The sequence below is a fragment of the Nocardiopsis sp. LDBS0036 genome (genome assembly GCF_041228755.1).
Classification (GTDB): Bacteria; Actinomycetota; Actinomycetes; order Streptosporangiales; family Streptosporangiaceae; genus Nocardiopsis; species Nocardiopsis dassonvillei.
On record NZ_CP141103.1, the window covers coordinates 2,647,712 to 2,663,255 of the forward strand.

13 protein-coding genes are annotated in these 15,544 nt (G+C 72.9%); 12 read left to right on the plus strand and 1 reads right to left on the minus strand.

Annotation, left to right across the window (positions count from 1 at the left end; genetic code table 11):
* Nucleotides 1-357: 357 nt before the first annotated feature.
* The 9 genes from UIS43_RS11070 to UIS43_RS11110 all read left to right on the plus strand — a co-directional run bounded on the left by UIS43_RS11070 (nucleotide 358) and on the right by UIS43_RS11110 (nucleotide 10,093).
* On the plus strand, nucleotides 358-642 hold the full coding sequence (locus UIS43_RS11070; protein WP_013154483.1) for a hypothetical protein: 285 nt from the start codon (nucleotides 358-360) through the stop codon (nucleotides 640-642).
* Nucleotides 635-1,687, plus strand: a complete 1,053-nt coding sequence (locus UIS43_RS11075; protein WP_013154484.1) for a polyprenyl synthetase family protein — start codon at nucleotides 635-637, stop codon at nucleotides 1,685-1,687. Before UIS43_RS11070 ends, UIS43_RS11075 begins: the two co-directional genes overlap by 8 nt.
* A 17-nt stretch (nucleotides 1,688-1,704) precedes the next feature.
* The gene (locus UIS43_RS11080) at nucleotides 1,705-2,868 is read left to right on the plus strand and encodes an oxygenase MpaB family protein (RefSeq protein WP_013154485.1); all 1,164 of its coding nucleotides are present in this window, start codon (nucleotides 1,705-1,707) and stop codon (nucleotides 2,866-2,868) included.
* A 238-nt stretch (nucleotides 2,869-3,106) separates the two neighbouring features.
* A complete protein-coding gene (locus UIS43_RS11085) occupies nucleotides 3,107-4,084 on the plus strand; it encodes a PfkB family carbohydrate kinase (RefSeq protein ID WP_370013114.1) in 978 nt (325 codons plus the stop codon).
* 316 nt (nucleotides 4,085-4,400) lie between these two features.
* Nucleotides 4,401-5,234, plus strand: coding sequence for a MurR/RpiR family transcriptional regulator (locus UIS43_RS11090; protein ID WP_232051698.1), 834 nt, complete (start codon nucleotides 4,401-4,403; stop codon nucleotides 5,232-5,234).
* A gap of 83 nt (nucleotides 5,235-5,317) precedes the next feature.
* The gene (locus UIS43_RS11095; RefSeq protein WP_071622576.1) at nucleotides 5,318-6,493 is read left to right on the plus strand and encodes an extracellular solute-binding protein; all 1,176 of its coding nucleotides are present in this window, start codon (nucleotides 5,318-5,320) and stop codon (nucleotides 6,491-6,493) included.
* Between the two features lie 38 nt (nucleotides 6,494-6,531).
* Nucleotides 6,532-8,310, plus strand: a complete 1,779-nt coding sequence (locus tag UIS43_RS11100; RefSeq protein ID WP_071622577.1) for an iron ABC transporter permease — start codon at nucleotides 6,532-6,534, stop codon at nucleotides 8,308-8,310.
* 38 nt (nucleotides 8,311-8,348) lie between these two features.
* Nucleotides 8,349-9,461 (plus strand): ABC transporter ATP-binding protein, encoded by a 1,113-nt coding sequence (locus tag UIS43_RS11105; RefSeq protein WP_370013116.1) that lies wholly within the window; start codon nucleotides 8,349-8,351, stop codon nucleotides 9,459-9,461.
* Nucleotides 9,458-10,093, plus strand: coding sequence for a histidine phosphatase family protein (locus UIS43_RS11110; RefSeq protein WP_370013118.1), 636 nt, complete (start codon nucleotides 9,458-9,460; stop codon nucleotides 10,091-10,093). Before UIS43_RS11105 ends, UIS43_RS11110 begins: the two co-directional genes overlap by 4 nt.
* Nucleotides 10,094-10,253: 160 nt before the next feature.
* Here UIS43_RS11110 and argG read toward each other — a convergent pair whose 3' ends face one another.
* Nucleotides 10,254-11,702 (minus strand): argininosuccinate synthase, encoded by a 1,449-nt coding sequence (gene argG, locus UIS43_RS11115; RefSeq protein WP_013154492.1) that lies wholly within the window; start codon nucleotides 11,700-11,702, stop codon nucleotides 10,254-10,256.
* 241 nt (nucleotides 11,703-11,943) lie between these two features.
* On the opposite strand from argG, the gene UIS43_RS11120 reads away from it, so the two are divergent.
* The 3 genes from UIS43_RS11120 (at nucleotide 11,944) to UIS43_RS11130 (ending at nucleotide 15,445) form a co-directional block, all read left to right on the plus strand.
* A complete protein-coding gene (locus UIS43_RS11120; RefSeq protein WP_370013120.1) occupies nucleotides 11,944-12,684 on the plus strand; it encodes a class I SAM-dependent methyltransferase in 741 nt (246 codons plus the stop codon).
* A 192-nt stretch (nucleotides 12,685-12,876) separates the two neighbouring features.
* Entirely contained in the window at nucleotides 12,877-13,284 is a 408-nt protein-coding gene (locus tag UIS43_RS11125) for a MerR family transcriptional regulator (RefSeq protein ID WP_013154494.1), read from the plus strand.
* 661 nt (nucleotides 13,285-13,945) lie between these two features.
* Nucleotides 13,946-15,445, plus strand: coding sequence for a SulP family inorganic anion transporter (locus UIS43_RS11130; protein WP_071622580.1), 1,500 nt, complete (start codon nucleotides 13,946-13,948; stop codon nucleotides 15,443-15,445).
* Nucleotides 15,446-15,544 lie beyond the last annotated feature (99 nt).

A 15,544-nucleotide genomic window follows, 5' to 3' on the forward strand; every position in this document is an offset into this window, starting at 1 on the left:
GAGGAGAACCCCGGAGCGAGCCGAATTCCGGCGTTCCGGACCGCCAGCCTTCGGAGTTCGACCCAGCCCCAACCCCGAAGAAGATGGCGACGGCAACCTGCAACAACACGGACAATCCGTACGGCTCCGCCGGTTTTTATTCACTCCTGTCCGTTTGCTCCTCTTGCTTCTTTCCGCCAACACTCGCCAAACCGAACCAGATCACACCATTGCGTTGACAAAAACGGCGATGGCCGAAGATGATCACTCCACGAGAACCGCGGCGGACATCCGGCCGCCCGGACGGTATTCGCCGTAGGCGGCGCCGTTTCCGGCCGCGGTCCTTTCCGTGCCGATCGGGAACAGGGGGTGTACGCCGTGGCGCACACCGATGATGACGCGGGCACCGACCGGGCACGCGAGCCGCTGCTGGTCGCGGCCGGGGTGGCCGACCTGGCGTGCAGCCGGATCGGCGCGGCCCTGCGGGGAGCGCGGTCGCTGCTGGGCCGGTCGGACCTGGCCGAGCTGGCCCGGGACGGTCGGCGGGACCTGCGCCAGCGCGGCGAACTGGCGCTGCGACGGTACGCTCCGACGACCGAGTCCCACATGGAACTGCTCGCCCGGCGGGCCGCCGCCTCCCGCCCCGGCCACAGCGGTGGCTGAGACCGGGGAGCAGGTCCTGCTCCGGACGCGCGTGGACGCCGAACTCCGGGAGTTCGCGCGCCGGGAGACGGACCGGCTCGTCGCCATCGACGCCGACCTGCTGCCGGTGGCCGAGCAGCTGGACGTGGCGCTGACCGGGGGCAAACGCCTGCGCGCGTCGTTCTGCTACTGGGGGTGGCGCGCGGCCGGGCAGCCGGACAGCGACGCGCTGGTCAGGGCCGCCGCCGCGATGGAGCTGGTGCACGCCGCGGCCGTCGTCCACGACGACCTCATCGACGAGAGCCCGATACGGCACGGTGTGCCGAGCGCCCACGTCGCCCTGCGCGCGGCGTTCACCGGCAGGCCCAGGCCCCACGCCGGGAGCCGCGCCCTGGCCCTGCTGACCGGGGACCTGCTCATGTCGTGGGCCGCGGAGCTGTTCCTGTGCTGCGGTCTGCCCTCGGCCTACCTGTCCCGTGCCCGTGAGCTGTGGCTGGTCATGGCACGGGAGCTGATCGCCGGGGAGTGCCTGGAGGTGCTGCGCACCGGCTCCCCGCCCGACACGGGCCGCTCGCTCCAGGTGATCCGGTACAAGACGGCCAAGTACACCGTCGAGCACCCCCTGCGCATCGGCGGCGCGCTGGCCGGCGCCCCGGGCGCGGTGATGGAGGCCTTCACCGCCTACGGGCTTCCCCTGGGCGAGGCCTTCCAGCTGCGGGACGACCTGCTGGGGCTGTTCGGCGACCCGGAACTCACGGGCAAGTCGAACCTGGACGACGTCCGGGGCAACCGGCCCACCGTCCTGCTCGCCGAGACCTGGGCGGCCGCCACCGCGGCCGAGCGCCGGGAGCTGCGCGGTCTGCTCGGCCGCCGCGACCTGGAGGGCGAGGGCCTGTCCAGGGTGCGGTCGATCATGCGGCGCACCGGGGCGCCCGAGCGCGTCGAGGAGATGATCGACGAGCGCGTCCGGGCCGCCACCGACGCCCTCGACCGCGCCGACCTGCCGGACGGAGCCGCCGCCGCCCTATCCCAGATGGTGGCCTCGGCCGCGGCCCGACACTCCTGACCCCTGGAAGGGATCCCATGTCCTACACACCGGAGTCCATGGACGCGCTGCGGCTCATGGGGGACGAGCTCGCCGACGCGACGGTGCAGACGCTCTTCGAACGCGGGGAGGTCGGCAAGTTCAACACCCTCATGCGCTACTTCTCCACCGCCGGACAGGACCTGCCCGACGGACTGCCCGACGTCGCCCGCGAGTACCTGCACGCCACGGCCGCGCCGCCCTCCTGGGTCGACTGGGACGAGATGGAGAGGGCCCGCCTGTTCTTCATCGACAACAACGTGCACATCTCCACCGCCCTGGCCTTCTCGGCGATGCCCGCCTGCTACGTCATCCCGCACGTGGCCAGACTGCTCAGCGCCACCCACGCCCTGGAGTACCCCTCGCGGCGCATGGCCGAGACCGGGCAGTTCACCGTGTACCTGATGCAGCCCGACGCCTTCGAGGCGGGGGGCCGGTTCGTCCCCTCGGCCCAGAAGGTGCGCCTGCTGCACGCCTCCATCCGCTACCACATGCGCCGGGAGGGCCGCTGGGACGTGGACGCGCTCGGCACGCCGATCTGCCAGGAGGACATGATCGGCGGCCAGATGATCTTCTCCATCCAGGTCCTGGACGCGCTGCACCGGCTGGGCGTGCACATGTCGGTCGAGGGCGCGGAGTCCTACTACTACGCCTGGCGCATCGTCGGCGCCATGCTCGGCGTCAGCACCGACCACGCTCCGCCCGACGTGGCCAGTGCCCGCGAGTTCTCCGACCTGTACATGACCCGGTACATGGGTCCCTCCGAGGAGGGTGCGCACCTGACCCGCCAGCTCATCGACCTCTACGAGGAGGTCGTGCCCGGGACCCTTCTGGACCCGGTGGTCGCCGCCCTCGTCCGCTACCTCATCGGCGACACCTGCGCCGACTGGCTCCAGGTTCCGCGCAGCGCCTGGGACACGGCCGTCAGGGCCTCCCCCGCCCTGCTCGGGATCCTCGAAAGCGTCGAGGACCGTTCCCCGCTGGGCGCGTGGGCCCTGGACCGCCTCGGCCACGTCACCACCCACCTGGAGCTGAGCTCCCTCACCCGCGGCAGGGTCATGCAGTACGCCATCCCCGAACGGCTCAAGGACGAGTACGGCGTCCCCTCCCGCGCCCCCCGCGCCCAGCGCTGGACCCCGCCGCCCCCGGTTCCCCAGCCCTAGGTACGGTCGGCCGGTCCCGCGCGCAGACCACCGGGCCGCCCGATGGCCCTGCTGGGCACTGCGACCCCTGTTGCACGGTGCCCCCGGGCGTCCTTCACGGGGGTTCCCGAACATGGCGGGGACTGCCGGGGACCCCCTCCCCCGGCAGCGGCCCACCCGGTGGGCCCCCTACGCGGTCGCCGCTGGGATGATCGCGGGGCCGACGCCACGGTCGGCGCAGTCGAGGGGAGCCCCTGCCGTGACCGGACGCCTTGTGCACGTGGGACCGGTGATCATCGACGTCGTGATGGCGGTCGACGCCCTCCCCCGGGCCGGTGAGGGCGTGTTCGCCTCCTCCGCCCGAACCCTGGTCGGAGGCGGTTTCAACGTCGTCGCCGCCGCGGCGCGCGCGGGCATGGAGGTGGTCTACGCGGGGGCGCACGGAACCGGGCCCCACGGGGACCTGGCCCGTGCCGCGCTGCGCTCCGAAGGGGTGGCGGTGGCGCACGCACCCTCCCCCGACGCGGACACCGGCTTCTGCGTGGCCCTGGTGGACGGCGACGCCGAACGCACCTTCGTCACCCGGCTGGGCGCCGAGATGGACCTGGCCCTGGACCGGCTGCGCACCCTCCGGCCCGGACCGGGGGACTTCGTCTACACCGTGGGGTACTCGCTGCTGCCCGGACCGCGCGCCGACGACCTGCTCACCTGGATCGGCGGACTCCCGGAGGGGGTGCGCCTGGTCCTGGACCCGGCTCCGGTCGTGGGCGACGTCCCCGGGCCGACCCTGGACCGGGTCCTGGCCCGCGTGGACCTGCTCAGCCTCAGCGCCGCCGAGGCCGCGACCGTGACCGGGCGCGCCGTCCCCGAGGAGGCCGCCGCGCTCCTGCTCCCCCGGATCCGGCCCGGCGGCGCGGTGGTCGTGCGCGACTCCGCGCGGGGCTGCGTGGTGGCCGGGGGCGGGAACGGGCCCGGGGCCGGGGACACCGCTCCCCGCCGGGTGCCCGGTTTTGCCGTGCGCGCCGTGGACACCAACGGAGCGGGCGACGCGCACGTGGGCGTGTTCACCGCCGCCGTGGCCGAGGGCATGGACCCGCTCGCGGCCGCCCGTCGGGCCAACGCGGCCGCCGCCCTGGCCGTCACCCGCCGCGGCCCGGCCACCTGCCCCACCGCCAAGGAGACGGACGCCTTCCTGGAGGAGGCCGAGGGCGGCGAGGCCCCCGACCGGGGCAGGTGAGCCGACCACCAGCGCCGCCGTCCCGAAGCGTGGGCCCCTGCCCGTGCCCCGCCCGGGACCGGCGCTGCGACCCCGCCACAGGTACGGGGCCGCGGTGAGGGGACGGGCGGCGCCGCGCCCGCCTTCACCCGCCGGAAGCGACCACCGGACCCACCTGCGGTTTTCGGGACGCGTCCTGACCCCCGGCTTGCCGCCGGGCGATCCGCGGGTGAACGCCCGGCCGGTTTCCGGGGAGAGGGTGAAGTCCCCATGAACCGAAAATAAAGTTGCAGGAAAAACAGCCTGTGCAAGAAAAATTGCTTGTATCGTGGGCGCCGTGAACCTCCAGGAACGCATGAGCGAGTACCGCGACCGGCTGACGAAGTCGGACCGGGTCCTCCTCGACGAACTGCTCTCCAACCCCGCCGAGGCCCCCCTGTGGCGGGGCGGGGAGGTGGCCCAGCGCGCGGGGGTCCACCCCGCCGCCGCCACCCGGCTGGCCCAGCGGCTGGGCTACCAGGGCTATCTGGAGCTGCGCGAGGACCTGCGCGAGGCCCACGAGGCACGCCTCAACGGTGCGGGCGACCGGTTCCGGGCCGAACTCCGGGGCCAGGGGCAGGCCAGCGTGCTGGACACCCTCCTGACCACCGAGCTCGACTCCCTGGCCGCGGTCGGCAAGCACGTGAGCCAGGCCCAGATCGACGAGGTGGCCGACCTCCTCGTCGGCGCGCGGGTGGTCTACCTCTTCGCGCGCGGCAACTCCGGGGTCCTGGCCGAACTCCTCGACAGCCGGCTGCGCCGGTTCGGGATGCGCCCGGTCAACCTCGTCGGCCCCGGCCGCGAGGTCGCCGAACGCGTCCTGGCGATGTCGGACTCCGACGTCGTCGTGTCGTTCGCGTTCCGCCGCGCTCCGCGAGGCCTCACACAGCTGTACGCACACGCCTGCGAGGTCGGAGCCCGGTCCGTGCTGGTCACGGACACCCTGCACACCCTCGATCCGGCTCCGACCACCGTGCTCTCGGCCCCGCGCGGACACCAGGAGGGCTTCTCCTCCCTGAGCGTCCCGATGATGATCGCGAACGCCATCGTGCTCACCGTCGCCCAGCGGCACCCCGAGACCATCCTGCCCGCCCTCGACCGCCTGGACGACCTGCTCAACGCGTTCGACTGACGCCGGTCTCCCCATCCCCCGCGACGGCCGGACCACCCCGGCCCCGCTCCCGCCTGCGCGAAAACCGACGCAAAGGACCTGTCATGCGTACTTCGAGACTGCTCTCCGCCTCCGTCGCCCTCCCGCTCGCCGTGACGCTCGCCGCCTGCGGCGGCGGCACCCCCGAGGCCGCCGACACCGCCGACGCCGGCGAGGCCGCCCAGCCCCACGAACTCGACGACGCCACCCACGAGGAGCTGGTCGAGCTGGCCAGGGAGGAGGGGGAGGTCACCGTCTACTCCTTCACCTCGCGCATCGCCTCCGTCGAGGAGGCCTTCGAGGAGGAGTACCCGGGCGTCGACCTCATCGGCCACGACATCGCCTCCTCCGAGCAGATCACCCGCCTCCAGTCCGAGGCCCAGGCCGGAACCCCGTCGGCGGACGTCGCCTACATTTCCGACGCCCCGGTGGTCATCACCGAACTCGTCTCGGGCGGCATCCTCCAGAACCACGTCCCCCAGCGCGTCGCCGAGACCGTGCCCGAGGAGTACCGGCAGCCCCTGCTGGCCAACCGGCTCTCGACCAAGATCCTCATGTACAACGAGGAGGCCCACCCCGACGGCAGCCCGGTCCAGAACCTGTGGCAGCTGACCGAGGAGGAGTGGAACGGCCGGGTCGTCATGGTCGACCCGAGCGTGCGCGGCGACTACCTCGACCTCATGGCGGAGATCGTCCAGCGCTCCGACGAGATGGCGCAGGCCCACCAGGAGCACTTCGGGTCCGAGGTCGAACTCGACGAGGGCGTGGAGAACGCCGGGCAGCAGTTCATCAAGGACCTCTACGCCAACGGCCTGGTCCTGGTCGACGACACCGACAACGTCAACGCGGCCGTGGGCGCGACCGGGCAGGAGGACCCGCCGGTCGGCATCACCTCCTACTCCGACCGCCGGGACAACGAGGAGGAGGGCTGGGCGCTCCAGGCCTCCCTGGGGACCGCGCCGTCGCTGGGCATCACCTTCCCGGCCTACATCGGCATGGTGCAGGGCTCCGACAGCCCGGCCGCCGCGCGCCTGGTCGCCGACTTCCTCATGGGCGACGACTCCGCGACCGGCGGTCCCGGATACGAGCCCTTCTACGTCCCCGGCGACTACCCGGTCCGCACGGACATGGAGATGCCCGAGGACGCCGCGCCCCTGGACGAACTGGGCGCCTGGGACATCGATCCCGAGGAGACCGCCCAGGTCCGCGACGACGTGGCCGACTTCCTGCTCACCCTGTAAGACCCCTCCCCCGGCTCCCACGCCGGCGAAAGGACACCATGACGACGGCACCCGCCCCCCGCCGCACCGCGGTCGGCACCACGGTGGCCCGTGCGCGCACGGCACTGAGGCAGCCCGCCGTGGTGCTGGGAGCCGGCACCCTGCTCGTACTGTCCGTCCTCGTGGTGGCGCCGCTCAGCGGGCTGGTCAACACGACCCTCCAGAGCGGCAACCGCGAGGCGTGGGCGGACGTGTTCGCCAGCCCGATGTCGGAGAACCTCCTGTGGAGGCCGATGGGCAACTCGATCCTCATGGGGACCGCCACCGCCGTCTGCTCGACGGTGGTGGGCGGGTTCCTGGCCTGGGTGGTCGTGATGACCCGCATCCCGGGGCGCAGGACCCTGGGGCTGCTGGCGACGATCCCGTTCGCCCTGCCGAGCTTCGCCCTGGCGCTGGCGTGGGAGTCGGTCTTTCGCAACGACCTGATCGGCGGGTCCACCGGGATCCTGATGAACCTGGGCCTGGGCGTCCCGGACTGGCTGGCCTGGGGACCCGTACCGATCGCCGCGACCCTGACGGCCCACTACTTCTCGCTGTCGTTCATGCTGGTCGCCGCGGCGCTGGCCAGCGTCAACGGCGACCTCATGGAGGCCGCCGAGATGACCGGGGCCTCCACGCTGCGGGTGGCCCGGGACATCGCCCTGCCGGTCGTGGCCCCGGCGATGATCTCCGGCGCGCTGCTCGCCTTCGCCGAGGGGGTCTCCAACTTCGTCTCGCCGGCCCTGCTCGGCCTGCCGGTGCGGTTCCACACGCTCTCCACCCGGCTGTACGGGGCGATCTCCACCGGTGACGTCGCGCGCGGGTACGTGCTCTCGATCGTGCTCATCGTCGTCGCCGCGATGATCATGTACGCCTCGACGCGCATCACCGGGGGCGGGCGCAGCTTCGCGACGATCACCGGCAAGGGCGGCCGCCGCCGGGGCGTGGACCTGGGCCCCTGGGGGTGGCCGGTGGCCGGGCTCGCCTGGCTGCTGGTCACGTGCACCACGGTCGTGCCCGGCCTCGTGCTCGTCCTGAGCTCGCTGACCGTGCGCACGAACGACTTCGCCTCCGGGCTGACCCTGCACTACTGGATCGGCGGCTCGGACCCGGCGCTCGCCCAGGGGCAGCGGGGCGTCCTGAACAACCCGCAGATCCTGGAGGCCACCTGGAACACCGTCCTGCTCGGGGTGTGCGTGGCGGTCGGCGCCGGTGTGCTCGGGCTGCTCATCTCCTACGTCATCACCCGCTCCAACGGCCCGAGGTGGCTGGTGGGGACCATGAGCGTCACCTCGTTCGTGCCCTTCCTCATCCCCGGCATCGCGCTGGGCGCGGCCTTCATCGCGCAGTTCGGGGCGCCCATCGGCCCGCTCCCGAGCCTGTACGGGACGTTCGCGATCCTCGTGCTGGCCGGGATCGCGGCGACGATCCCGTTCTCCGTCCGGTCGGGCACCTCGGCCCTGAGCCAGGTGTCCAGGGACGTCGAGGAGTCCGCGGTGATGGCGGGGGCCGGGCTGACGCGCAGGATCGGCGCGGTCATCGCGCCGCTGACCGCGCGCGGCCTGTTCACCGGCGGGGTGCTGGTGTTCGTCCAGATGGTGCGCGACCTGTCCCTGGTCGTGCTGCTGGCGACCCCGGCGATGCCGGTGCTGGCCGTGCTCACCTACCAGTACTCCTCGGAGAACTTCACCCAGTTGGCCAACGCGGTCACCGTGGTCATCGCGGTGATCTCGGTCGCGGCAACCGTCATCGCGCGGCGCTTCGAGGGCGCCGCCCAGCCCTGGAACTCCCGATCATGACCCCGATGCCGCGCGCCCGGCAGGCCGAAAGGACCGACATGCGCTCCGAAACCTCCTCGGCCTCCCTGACCATCACCGACCTGCGCAAGGACTTCGGCGGCACCGCCGCCGTGGACGGCGTCTCGATCGAGGTCCCGGCGGGCTCCTTCCTCGTGCTGCTCGGACCGTCCGGCTGCGGGAAGACGACGACCCTGCGGATGCTCGCCGGACTGGAGAACCCCACCGGGGGCGAGATCCGGTTCGGCGACCGCGTCATCGCCCGCGGCGACGGGACCGAGATCGTGCCGCCCGCCGAGCGCGAGGCCGGTCTGGTCTTCCAGTCCTACGCGCTGTGGCCGCACAAGACCGTGCGCCAGAACATCGTCTGGCCGCTGACCGTGGCCAAGTGGTCCAAGGCCGACCGGCGGGCCCGCAGCGAGCAGGTGCTGTCGATGCTGTCGATCGAGGACCTGGCCGACCGCTACCCGGGGGAGATCAGCGGCGGCCAGCAGCAGCGGGTGGCGATCGCCCGCATGATCGCCCCGCAGCCCAAAGTGCTGCTCTTCGACGAACCGCTGTCCAACCTCGACGCGAAACTGCGGGTGGACACCCGGGGCGAGCTGATGCGCGTGCACCGCTCGACCGGCGCCACGAGCGTCTACGTCACGCACGACCAGGTGGAGGCGATGACCATGGCCACGCACATCGCGCTCATGAAGGACGGCCGGATCGAGCAGTTCGGCACGCCTCGGGAGCTGCTGGAGTCGCCGCGCACCGCGTTCGCCGCGACGTTCGTCGGCACTCCCCCGGCCAACATCATCGAGTGCCGGGCCGGGGGCGGTCGCCTGTCGGCCCTGGGCGCCGACTGCGGCGCGGCTCCCGCGTCGGTCCCGGACGGGGTCGTGCGGGCGATGTACCGGGCGGGTTCGCTCGGGGTCGACCGTGACGCGTCCGCGCCCGGCTGCCTGGAGGCGGTCTTCGCCGACCAGGTGCCGATGGCCGACAGGTGGGTCGTGGGCGTGGACCTGGCCGACGGCACCCGGGTGAACGTCTCCCGGGACACGCCGGTCGACCTGCTGCCCGGGGACGCGGCCGGTCTGCGGCTGCCCGAGGCGCCGGACGCCTACTTCGACGCCGCGGGCGACTGCCTGGACACCGGGGATGCCCGATGACGCGGCTGATCCTGGTCCGCCACGGCGAGACCGAGTGGAACGGCGAGCGCCGCCTCCAGGGGCAGCAGGACATCGGGCTGTCGGAGGCCGGGCGCGGCCAGGTCGCCGCGCTGGCGGAGACGGTCCGCTACCTGGACCCCGGCTACGTCGTCACCTCCGCGCTGCGCCGCACGCGGGAGACCGCCGAGGTCCTCGGGGTCAGCCCGAACGCGCGCGACCCCCGGCTCAACGAGGCCTACCTGGCCGGGTGGGAGGGGCGGTACTCGGCGCAGATCAAGGAGGAGGACGGCGGTGTGTACGCCGCGTGGCGCGCGGGGCGGTTCCACCCCCCGGGCGCGGAGAGCTTCGGCGAACTCACCGACCGGGTGGTCGAGGGGATCGGCGCCGCCGTCCGCCGGGCGCACGCCGACGGCCACCGGACGCTGCTGGCCGTCACCCACGGAGGACCGGTGCGGGCCTTCCTCGTGGCCGCCGTCGGGCTCGACCCGGCGCGCACGGTACCGAGCCACCCGGCCAGTCTGAGCATCGTGGACGTCGACCCCGGGGCCGCCTCCCTCACCGAACCGGGTGCGGCCAGGCTCCGGCTGTTCAACTACTCCCCGGCGATGTCGCCGCTGGACCCGCCGGACTGACGGCAACCGCCGGGGCGGGAACGCTCGTGCGGCGTTCCCGCCCCGGCGGCGGGTCGGTCCGGGGGGCTCCACGGCCGGTGCGCGGACCGGTCCCGCGGATCGTCCCCGCACCGTAGCCCGGCCGGTCCCCGCTCGCTGGAGTGCGGACCGGAGCCGGGCCTCAGTCGTTGCCGGACTCCATGGCGGCGTGGTCGAGCAGGTCGTCGCTCTCGGGGGCCTGGCCTCGGGAGGCGATCGCCTCGGCGCCGCCCTCGGGCATCGCGCCGATCAGCCCGGTCGAGGCCGCCTGGGCGGCGCCGATCGACGTCGGGTGCGAGGTGCCGACCATGCCGACCCTGGAGTACTCCTCCAGCTTGGCGCGGGAGTCGGCGATGTCGAGGTTGCGCATGGTCAGCTGGCCGATGCGGTCGACCGGGCCGAACGCGGAGTCCTCGGTCCGCTCCATGGACAGCTTGTCCGGGTGGTAGCTGAACGCCGCGCCGGTGGTGTCCATGAGGGAGTAGTCCTCGCCGCGCCGCAGCCGCAGGGTCACCTCGCCGGTGACCGCCGTGCCCACCCAGCGCTGGAGGGCCTCGCGCAGCATCAGCGCCTGGGGCTCCAGCCAGCGGCCCTCGTAGAGCAGCCTGCCGAGCCGTCGGCCGTCGTTGTGGTAGCTGGCGAGGGTGTCCTCGTTGTGGACCGCGTTGACCAGCCGCTCGTAGGCCGCGTGCAGCAGCGCCATGCCCGGGGCCTCGTAGATGCCGCGGCTCTTGGCCTCGATGACGCGGTTCTCGATCTGGTCCGACATGCCCAGGCCGTGCCGGCCGCCGATGGCGTTGACCTCGTTGACCAGGTCGACGGCGGTGGCGAAGGTCTTGCCGTTGACGGTCACCGGGCGGCCCTGCTCGAAGCCGATCGTGACGTCCTCGGGGGTGATCTCGACCTCGGGGTCCCAGAACCGCACGCCCATGATGGGCTCGACGATCTCGATGCCGGTGTCGAGGTGTTCGAGCGCCTTGGCCTCGTGCGTGGCGCCCCAGATGTTGGCGTCGGTGGAGTAGGCCTTCTCGGTGCTGTCCCGGTAGGGCAGGCCGTGGGCCAGCAGCCACTCCGACATCTCCTTGCGGCCGCCGAGCTCGTTGACGAAGTCGGCGTCCAGCCACGGCTTGTAGATCCGCAGGGAGGGGTTGGCGAGCAGGCCGTAGCGGTAGAACCGCTCGATGTCGTTGCCCTTGAAGGTGGATCCGTCGCCCCAGATCTGCACGCCGTCCTCGAGCATCGCGCGCACCAGAAGGGTGCCCGTGACGGCCCGCCCGAGGGGGGTGGTGTTGAAGTAGGTGCGGCCGCCGGAGCGGATGTGGAAGGCTCCGCAGGCCAGCGCCGCGAAACCCTCCTCCACCAGCGCCTCCCGGCCGTCCACCAGGCGGGCGCCCTCGGCGCCGTAGGCGGTGGCGCGGCCGGGGACCGAGGCGATGTCGGGTTCGTCGTACTGGCCGATGTCGGCGGTGTAGGCGTACGGGACGGCGCCCTTGTCGCGCATCCACGCGACCGCCACCGAGGTGTCGAGGCCACCGGAGAAGGCGATACCGACGCGCTCGCCGACGGGGAGGGAAGTGAGTACCTTGGACATGGAAATAAGTATGCGCCCTTATGAATGAGCATGCAATCTGGGGGACCGCATGTCGGTGTGGGATAGATCCCTGACCTGGCGCGCGGGGCACCGGGGCCGGGGCCCGCTCCCCCCACCCTGCCCGGGACCGGGGCCGCCCGACCGGCGACGCGCCGGACGCTCCCGGGCGGTCGCGCCCCGCGCCCGCGGGGCCGCGGGAAAACCGCGTGCGCCCCGGGGGAGCGCGGGTTAGCGTTCCGGGATGAGCGCACGGGAGAACCACTTCGCGGAGAGCGTCGCGGCGACCTACGACGAGTCGTCGGCGGAGATGTTCGAGCCCGCCGTCCTGGATCCGGCCGTGGACCTCCTGGAGGAGCTGGCCGGTGGCGGCCGGGCCCTGGAGCTGGGGATCGGCACGGGGCGCGTCGCGCTGCCGCTGGCCCGCCGCGGGGTCGCGGTGCACGGCATCGACCTGTCCGAGGCGATGGTCGAACGGCTGCGGGCCAAGCCCGGCGGCGACGCGGTCGGGGTGACGGTCGGCGACTTCGCGACGACCCGGGTGGAGGGCACGTTCTCCGTCGCCTACCTGGTCTTCAACACCATCATGAACCTGACCACGCAGGACGAGCAGGTGGCCTGTTTCCGCAACGCCGCCGACCACCTCGAACCCGGGGGTCACTTCGTCATCGAGGTCGGCGTCCCCGACCTGCGCAGACTGCCGGAGGGCCAGGACGCCGTGCCCTTCCACGTGGGTTCGAACCGGCTGGGGTTCGACGTCTACGACGTCGCCACGCAGGCGATGAGCTCGCACCACGTCACGGTCGCCGACGGGCGCGGCACGTACCGGGAGGTCCCCTTCCGGTACGTGTGGCCCGCCGAACTCGACCTGATGGCGCGGCTCGCCGGGATGCGCCTGCGCGACCGGTGGGACGGGTGGACCCGGGACCCCTTCACCAGCGCCAGCCGCCAGCACGTCTCGGTCTGGGAGAAGCCCGTCGGCTGAACCCGGGGCGCGACCGGTCCGCCTGACGCGGGCGCACCGCGAGGTCCCGGTGTTCCCGCCGGACCGACAACGGCTTTACGGAGGGGGCGCGTTCGGCGGGGGCCGGCTCCGCAGAAGGCCACCGCGCCCGGCGGCGGGCCGCGCCCCGCCGGAACCGCCGTTAGAGTCGAGTGGACGAGAGGGGGTGCCGCGATGTCCGGGGCGCAGCACATGCAGATCGGCGAGGTCGCCGAGCGGACCGGCCTGTCCCTGCGCACGATCCGCTACTACGGCGAGGTCGGCCTGGTCGAGCCCTCCGCGCGCTCCCGCGGCGGCTTCCGGCTCTACACCGAGACGGACGTGGACCGCCTGAACCTCATCAAGCGGATGAAGCCGCTGGAGTTCAGCCTGGAGGAGACCCGCGAGCTGCTGGAGGCCGTCGACCGGCTGGGTTCGGCCGAGACCGGCCCCGAGGAGCGGCGGGCCCTGAGCGAGAGACTCGACGCCTTCGAGGCGGCCATCGTCGCCCGCTGCCAGGCCCTGCGCGACCAGTTGGCGATGGCCGAGGAGTTCGCCGAGCGGCTGCGCGAGCAGCGCGCCCGGGACGACGCCACCGCCTAGCGTCCGCCGGGACCGAGCCGCCAGCACCCCGGGGCGGGAACCCGCTCCCCCCGGCCCCCGCATCGCGGGTCACCGCACACCGGCACCGCTCCGGGACGGAACCCGCGCCCCGCGCCCGAGCCGGGGACCGGGGCGTGCCGCCGCGGCCGTGGAACACGGCCGCCTTCGCTCCCGGGCGCGCGTCATGGACCGCGCCCCACCCCACCAGCCGCAGGCTGAAACCGCTCCCGCGGGACGCGGGCCACGGACACGGCCCCGCGGCCCCGACCGCACCCGCACCCGCACCCGCACCCGCACCCGCACCGACGGTCACGGTGCGCCGCCACCAGTGGAGCACCCACCCCTGCCCGGAGGAACAGCCACACCCTTCCGTCGTGTGAGGGTTGTCTCAGTCGCCGCGAGCGAATCAGACTCTCACGTAAGAGTAGAGTTTCTCCGGGTCGTCACCCGCGCACGAGCGGAGGACCACCACACCCTCTTCCCGGCCCGGCCCAGGGGCACGGCCGGGCCCGCGGCGACGAAGCCGCGCCGGGGCGTCACCGACATCGCCCCGGATCCCCGTGCGCACCAGCGCACCCCCGCCTCACCCGGCGCGCGTCCGCGCCGTGCACGAACGCCTGACCCGACACCGCGGTCCTCGTTGTGGGCTGCCCGAAACCCGATGGGTGCCATGAAACTGCCCGTGAAGACCCCCAGGTCACTCAAGGCCCGGATCCCCGCCGCCGCGCAGCTGCGCGCCGACGTTCTGGCCGGACTGGTCGTCGCCCTGGCCCTGATCCCCGAGGCCATCGCCTTCTCCCTCATCGCCGGGGTCGACCCCCGCGTGGGCCTGTACGCCTCCTTCGTGATGGCCGTGTCCATCGCCTTCCTGGGCGGACGGCCCGCGATGATCTCCGCCGCCACCGGAGCGATGGCCCTGGTCGCGGCGCCGCTGTCGATGGAGCACGGCGTCGACCACCTGATCGCCGCCACCATCCTGGCCGGGCTCATCCAGGTCGCCCTGGGCCTGCTCGGGGTGGCCAGGCTGATGCGGTTCGTGCCGCCCAGCGTCATGACCGGGTTCATCAACGCCCTGGCCATCCTCATCTTCACGGCCCAGCTGCCCTACCTGGAGGGCGTGGGCGTGCCGATCTACGTCATGGTGGCCGTGGGCCTGGTCATCGTCTTCGGCCTGCCCCGCCTGACCAGGGCGGTCCCCGCGCCGCTGGTGGCCATCGTCGTGCTCACCGTCGCCGCGCTGGCCCTGGGCGTCCCGGCGCAGACGGTCGGGGACATGGGCGAACTGCCCGACACCCTGCCCGTGCCGCTGATCCCGGACGTGCCCTACACGCTGGACACGCTGGTCCTGATCGCCCCCTACTCGCTGACCCTGGCCCTGGTGGGGCTGATGGAGTCGCTGATGACCGCCAAGGTCGTCGATGACCAGACCGAGACCGCCTCGAACCACGGCCGCGAGGCACGCGGACAGGGCATCGCCAACGTGCTGGTCGGGTTCTTCGGCGGCATGGCCGGGTGCGCGATGATCGGCCAGACCATGATCAACGTCAAGTCCGGGGCCCGCACCCGCGTCTCGACCTTCCTGGCCGGCGTGTTCCTGATCATCCTGTGCGTGGCCCTGGGCGACCTGGTGGGCATGATCCCGGTCGCGGCGCTGGTCGCGGTGATGTTCTTCGTGGCCGTCGTGACCTTCGACTGGCACAGCGTCGCCCCGGCCACCCTGAGGCGGATGCCCTGGACCGAGACCCTGGTCATGGCCATCACCGTCGCCGTGGTCGTGGCCACCCACAACCTGGCCCTGGGCGTGATCGTCGGGGTCGTGGTGTCCATGGTGCTCTTCGCCCGCCGGGCCGCCATGCAGGCCGACGTCACCAGCGTGCTCGACCCCGAGGGCGGCACCCGCGTGTACTCGGTCAACGGCGAGGTGTTCTTCGCCTCCACCGGCGAGCTGGTCAACCGGTTCGACTACACCGAACAGGGTCTGGAGAAGGCGGTGGTGGACATGTCCAACGCGCACGTGTGGGACTCCTCGGCCGTGGCCGCCCTGGACCAGGTCACCGAGCACTTCCGCAGGCACGGGGTGCGGGTGGAGATCACCGGCCTCAACGGGCCCAGCGCGCACCTGCACCGGGAGCTGTCCGGGACCCTCACCGGCGGCCACTGACCCGGGGCGCCGGAGGGCGGCCCGCCGGAAGCATGGCGGGCCGCCCCCGTGTTTCCTCGGACCGTGCCCCGGCCGCGGCGGCGCCGGGGAAGGACGGCC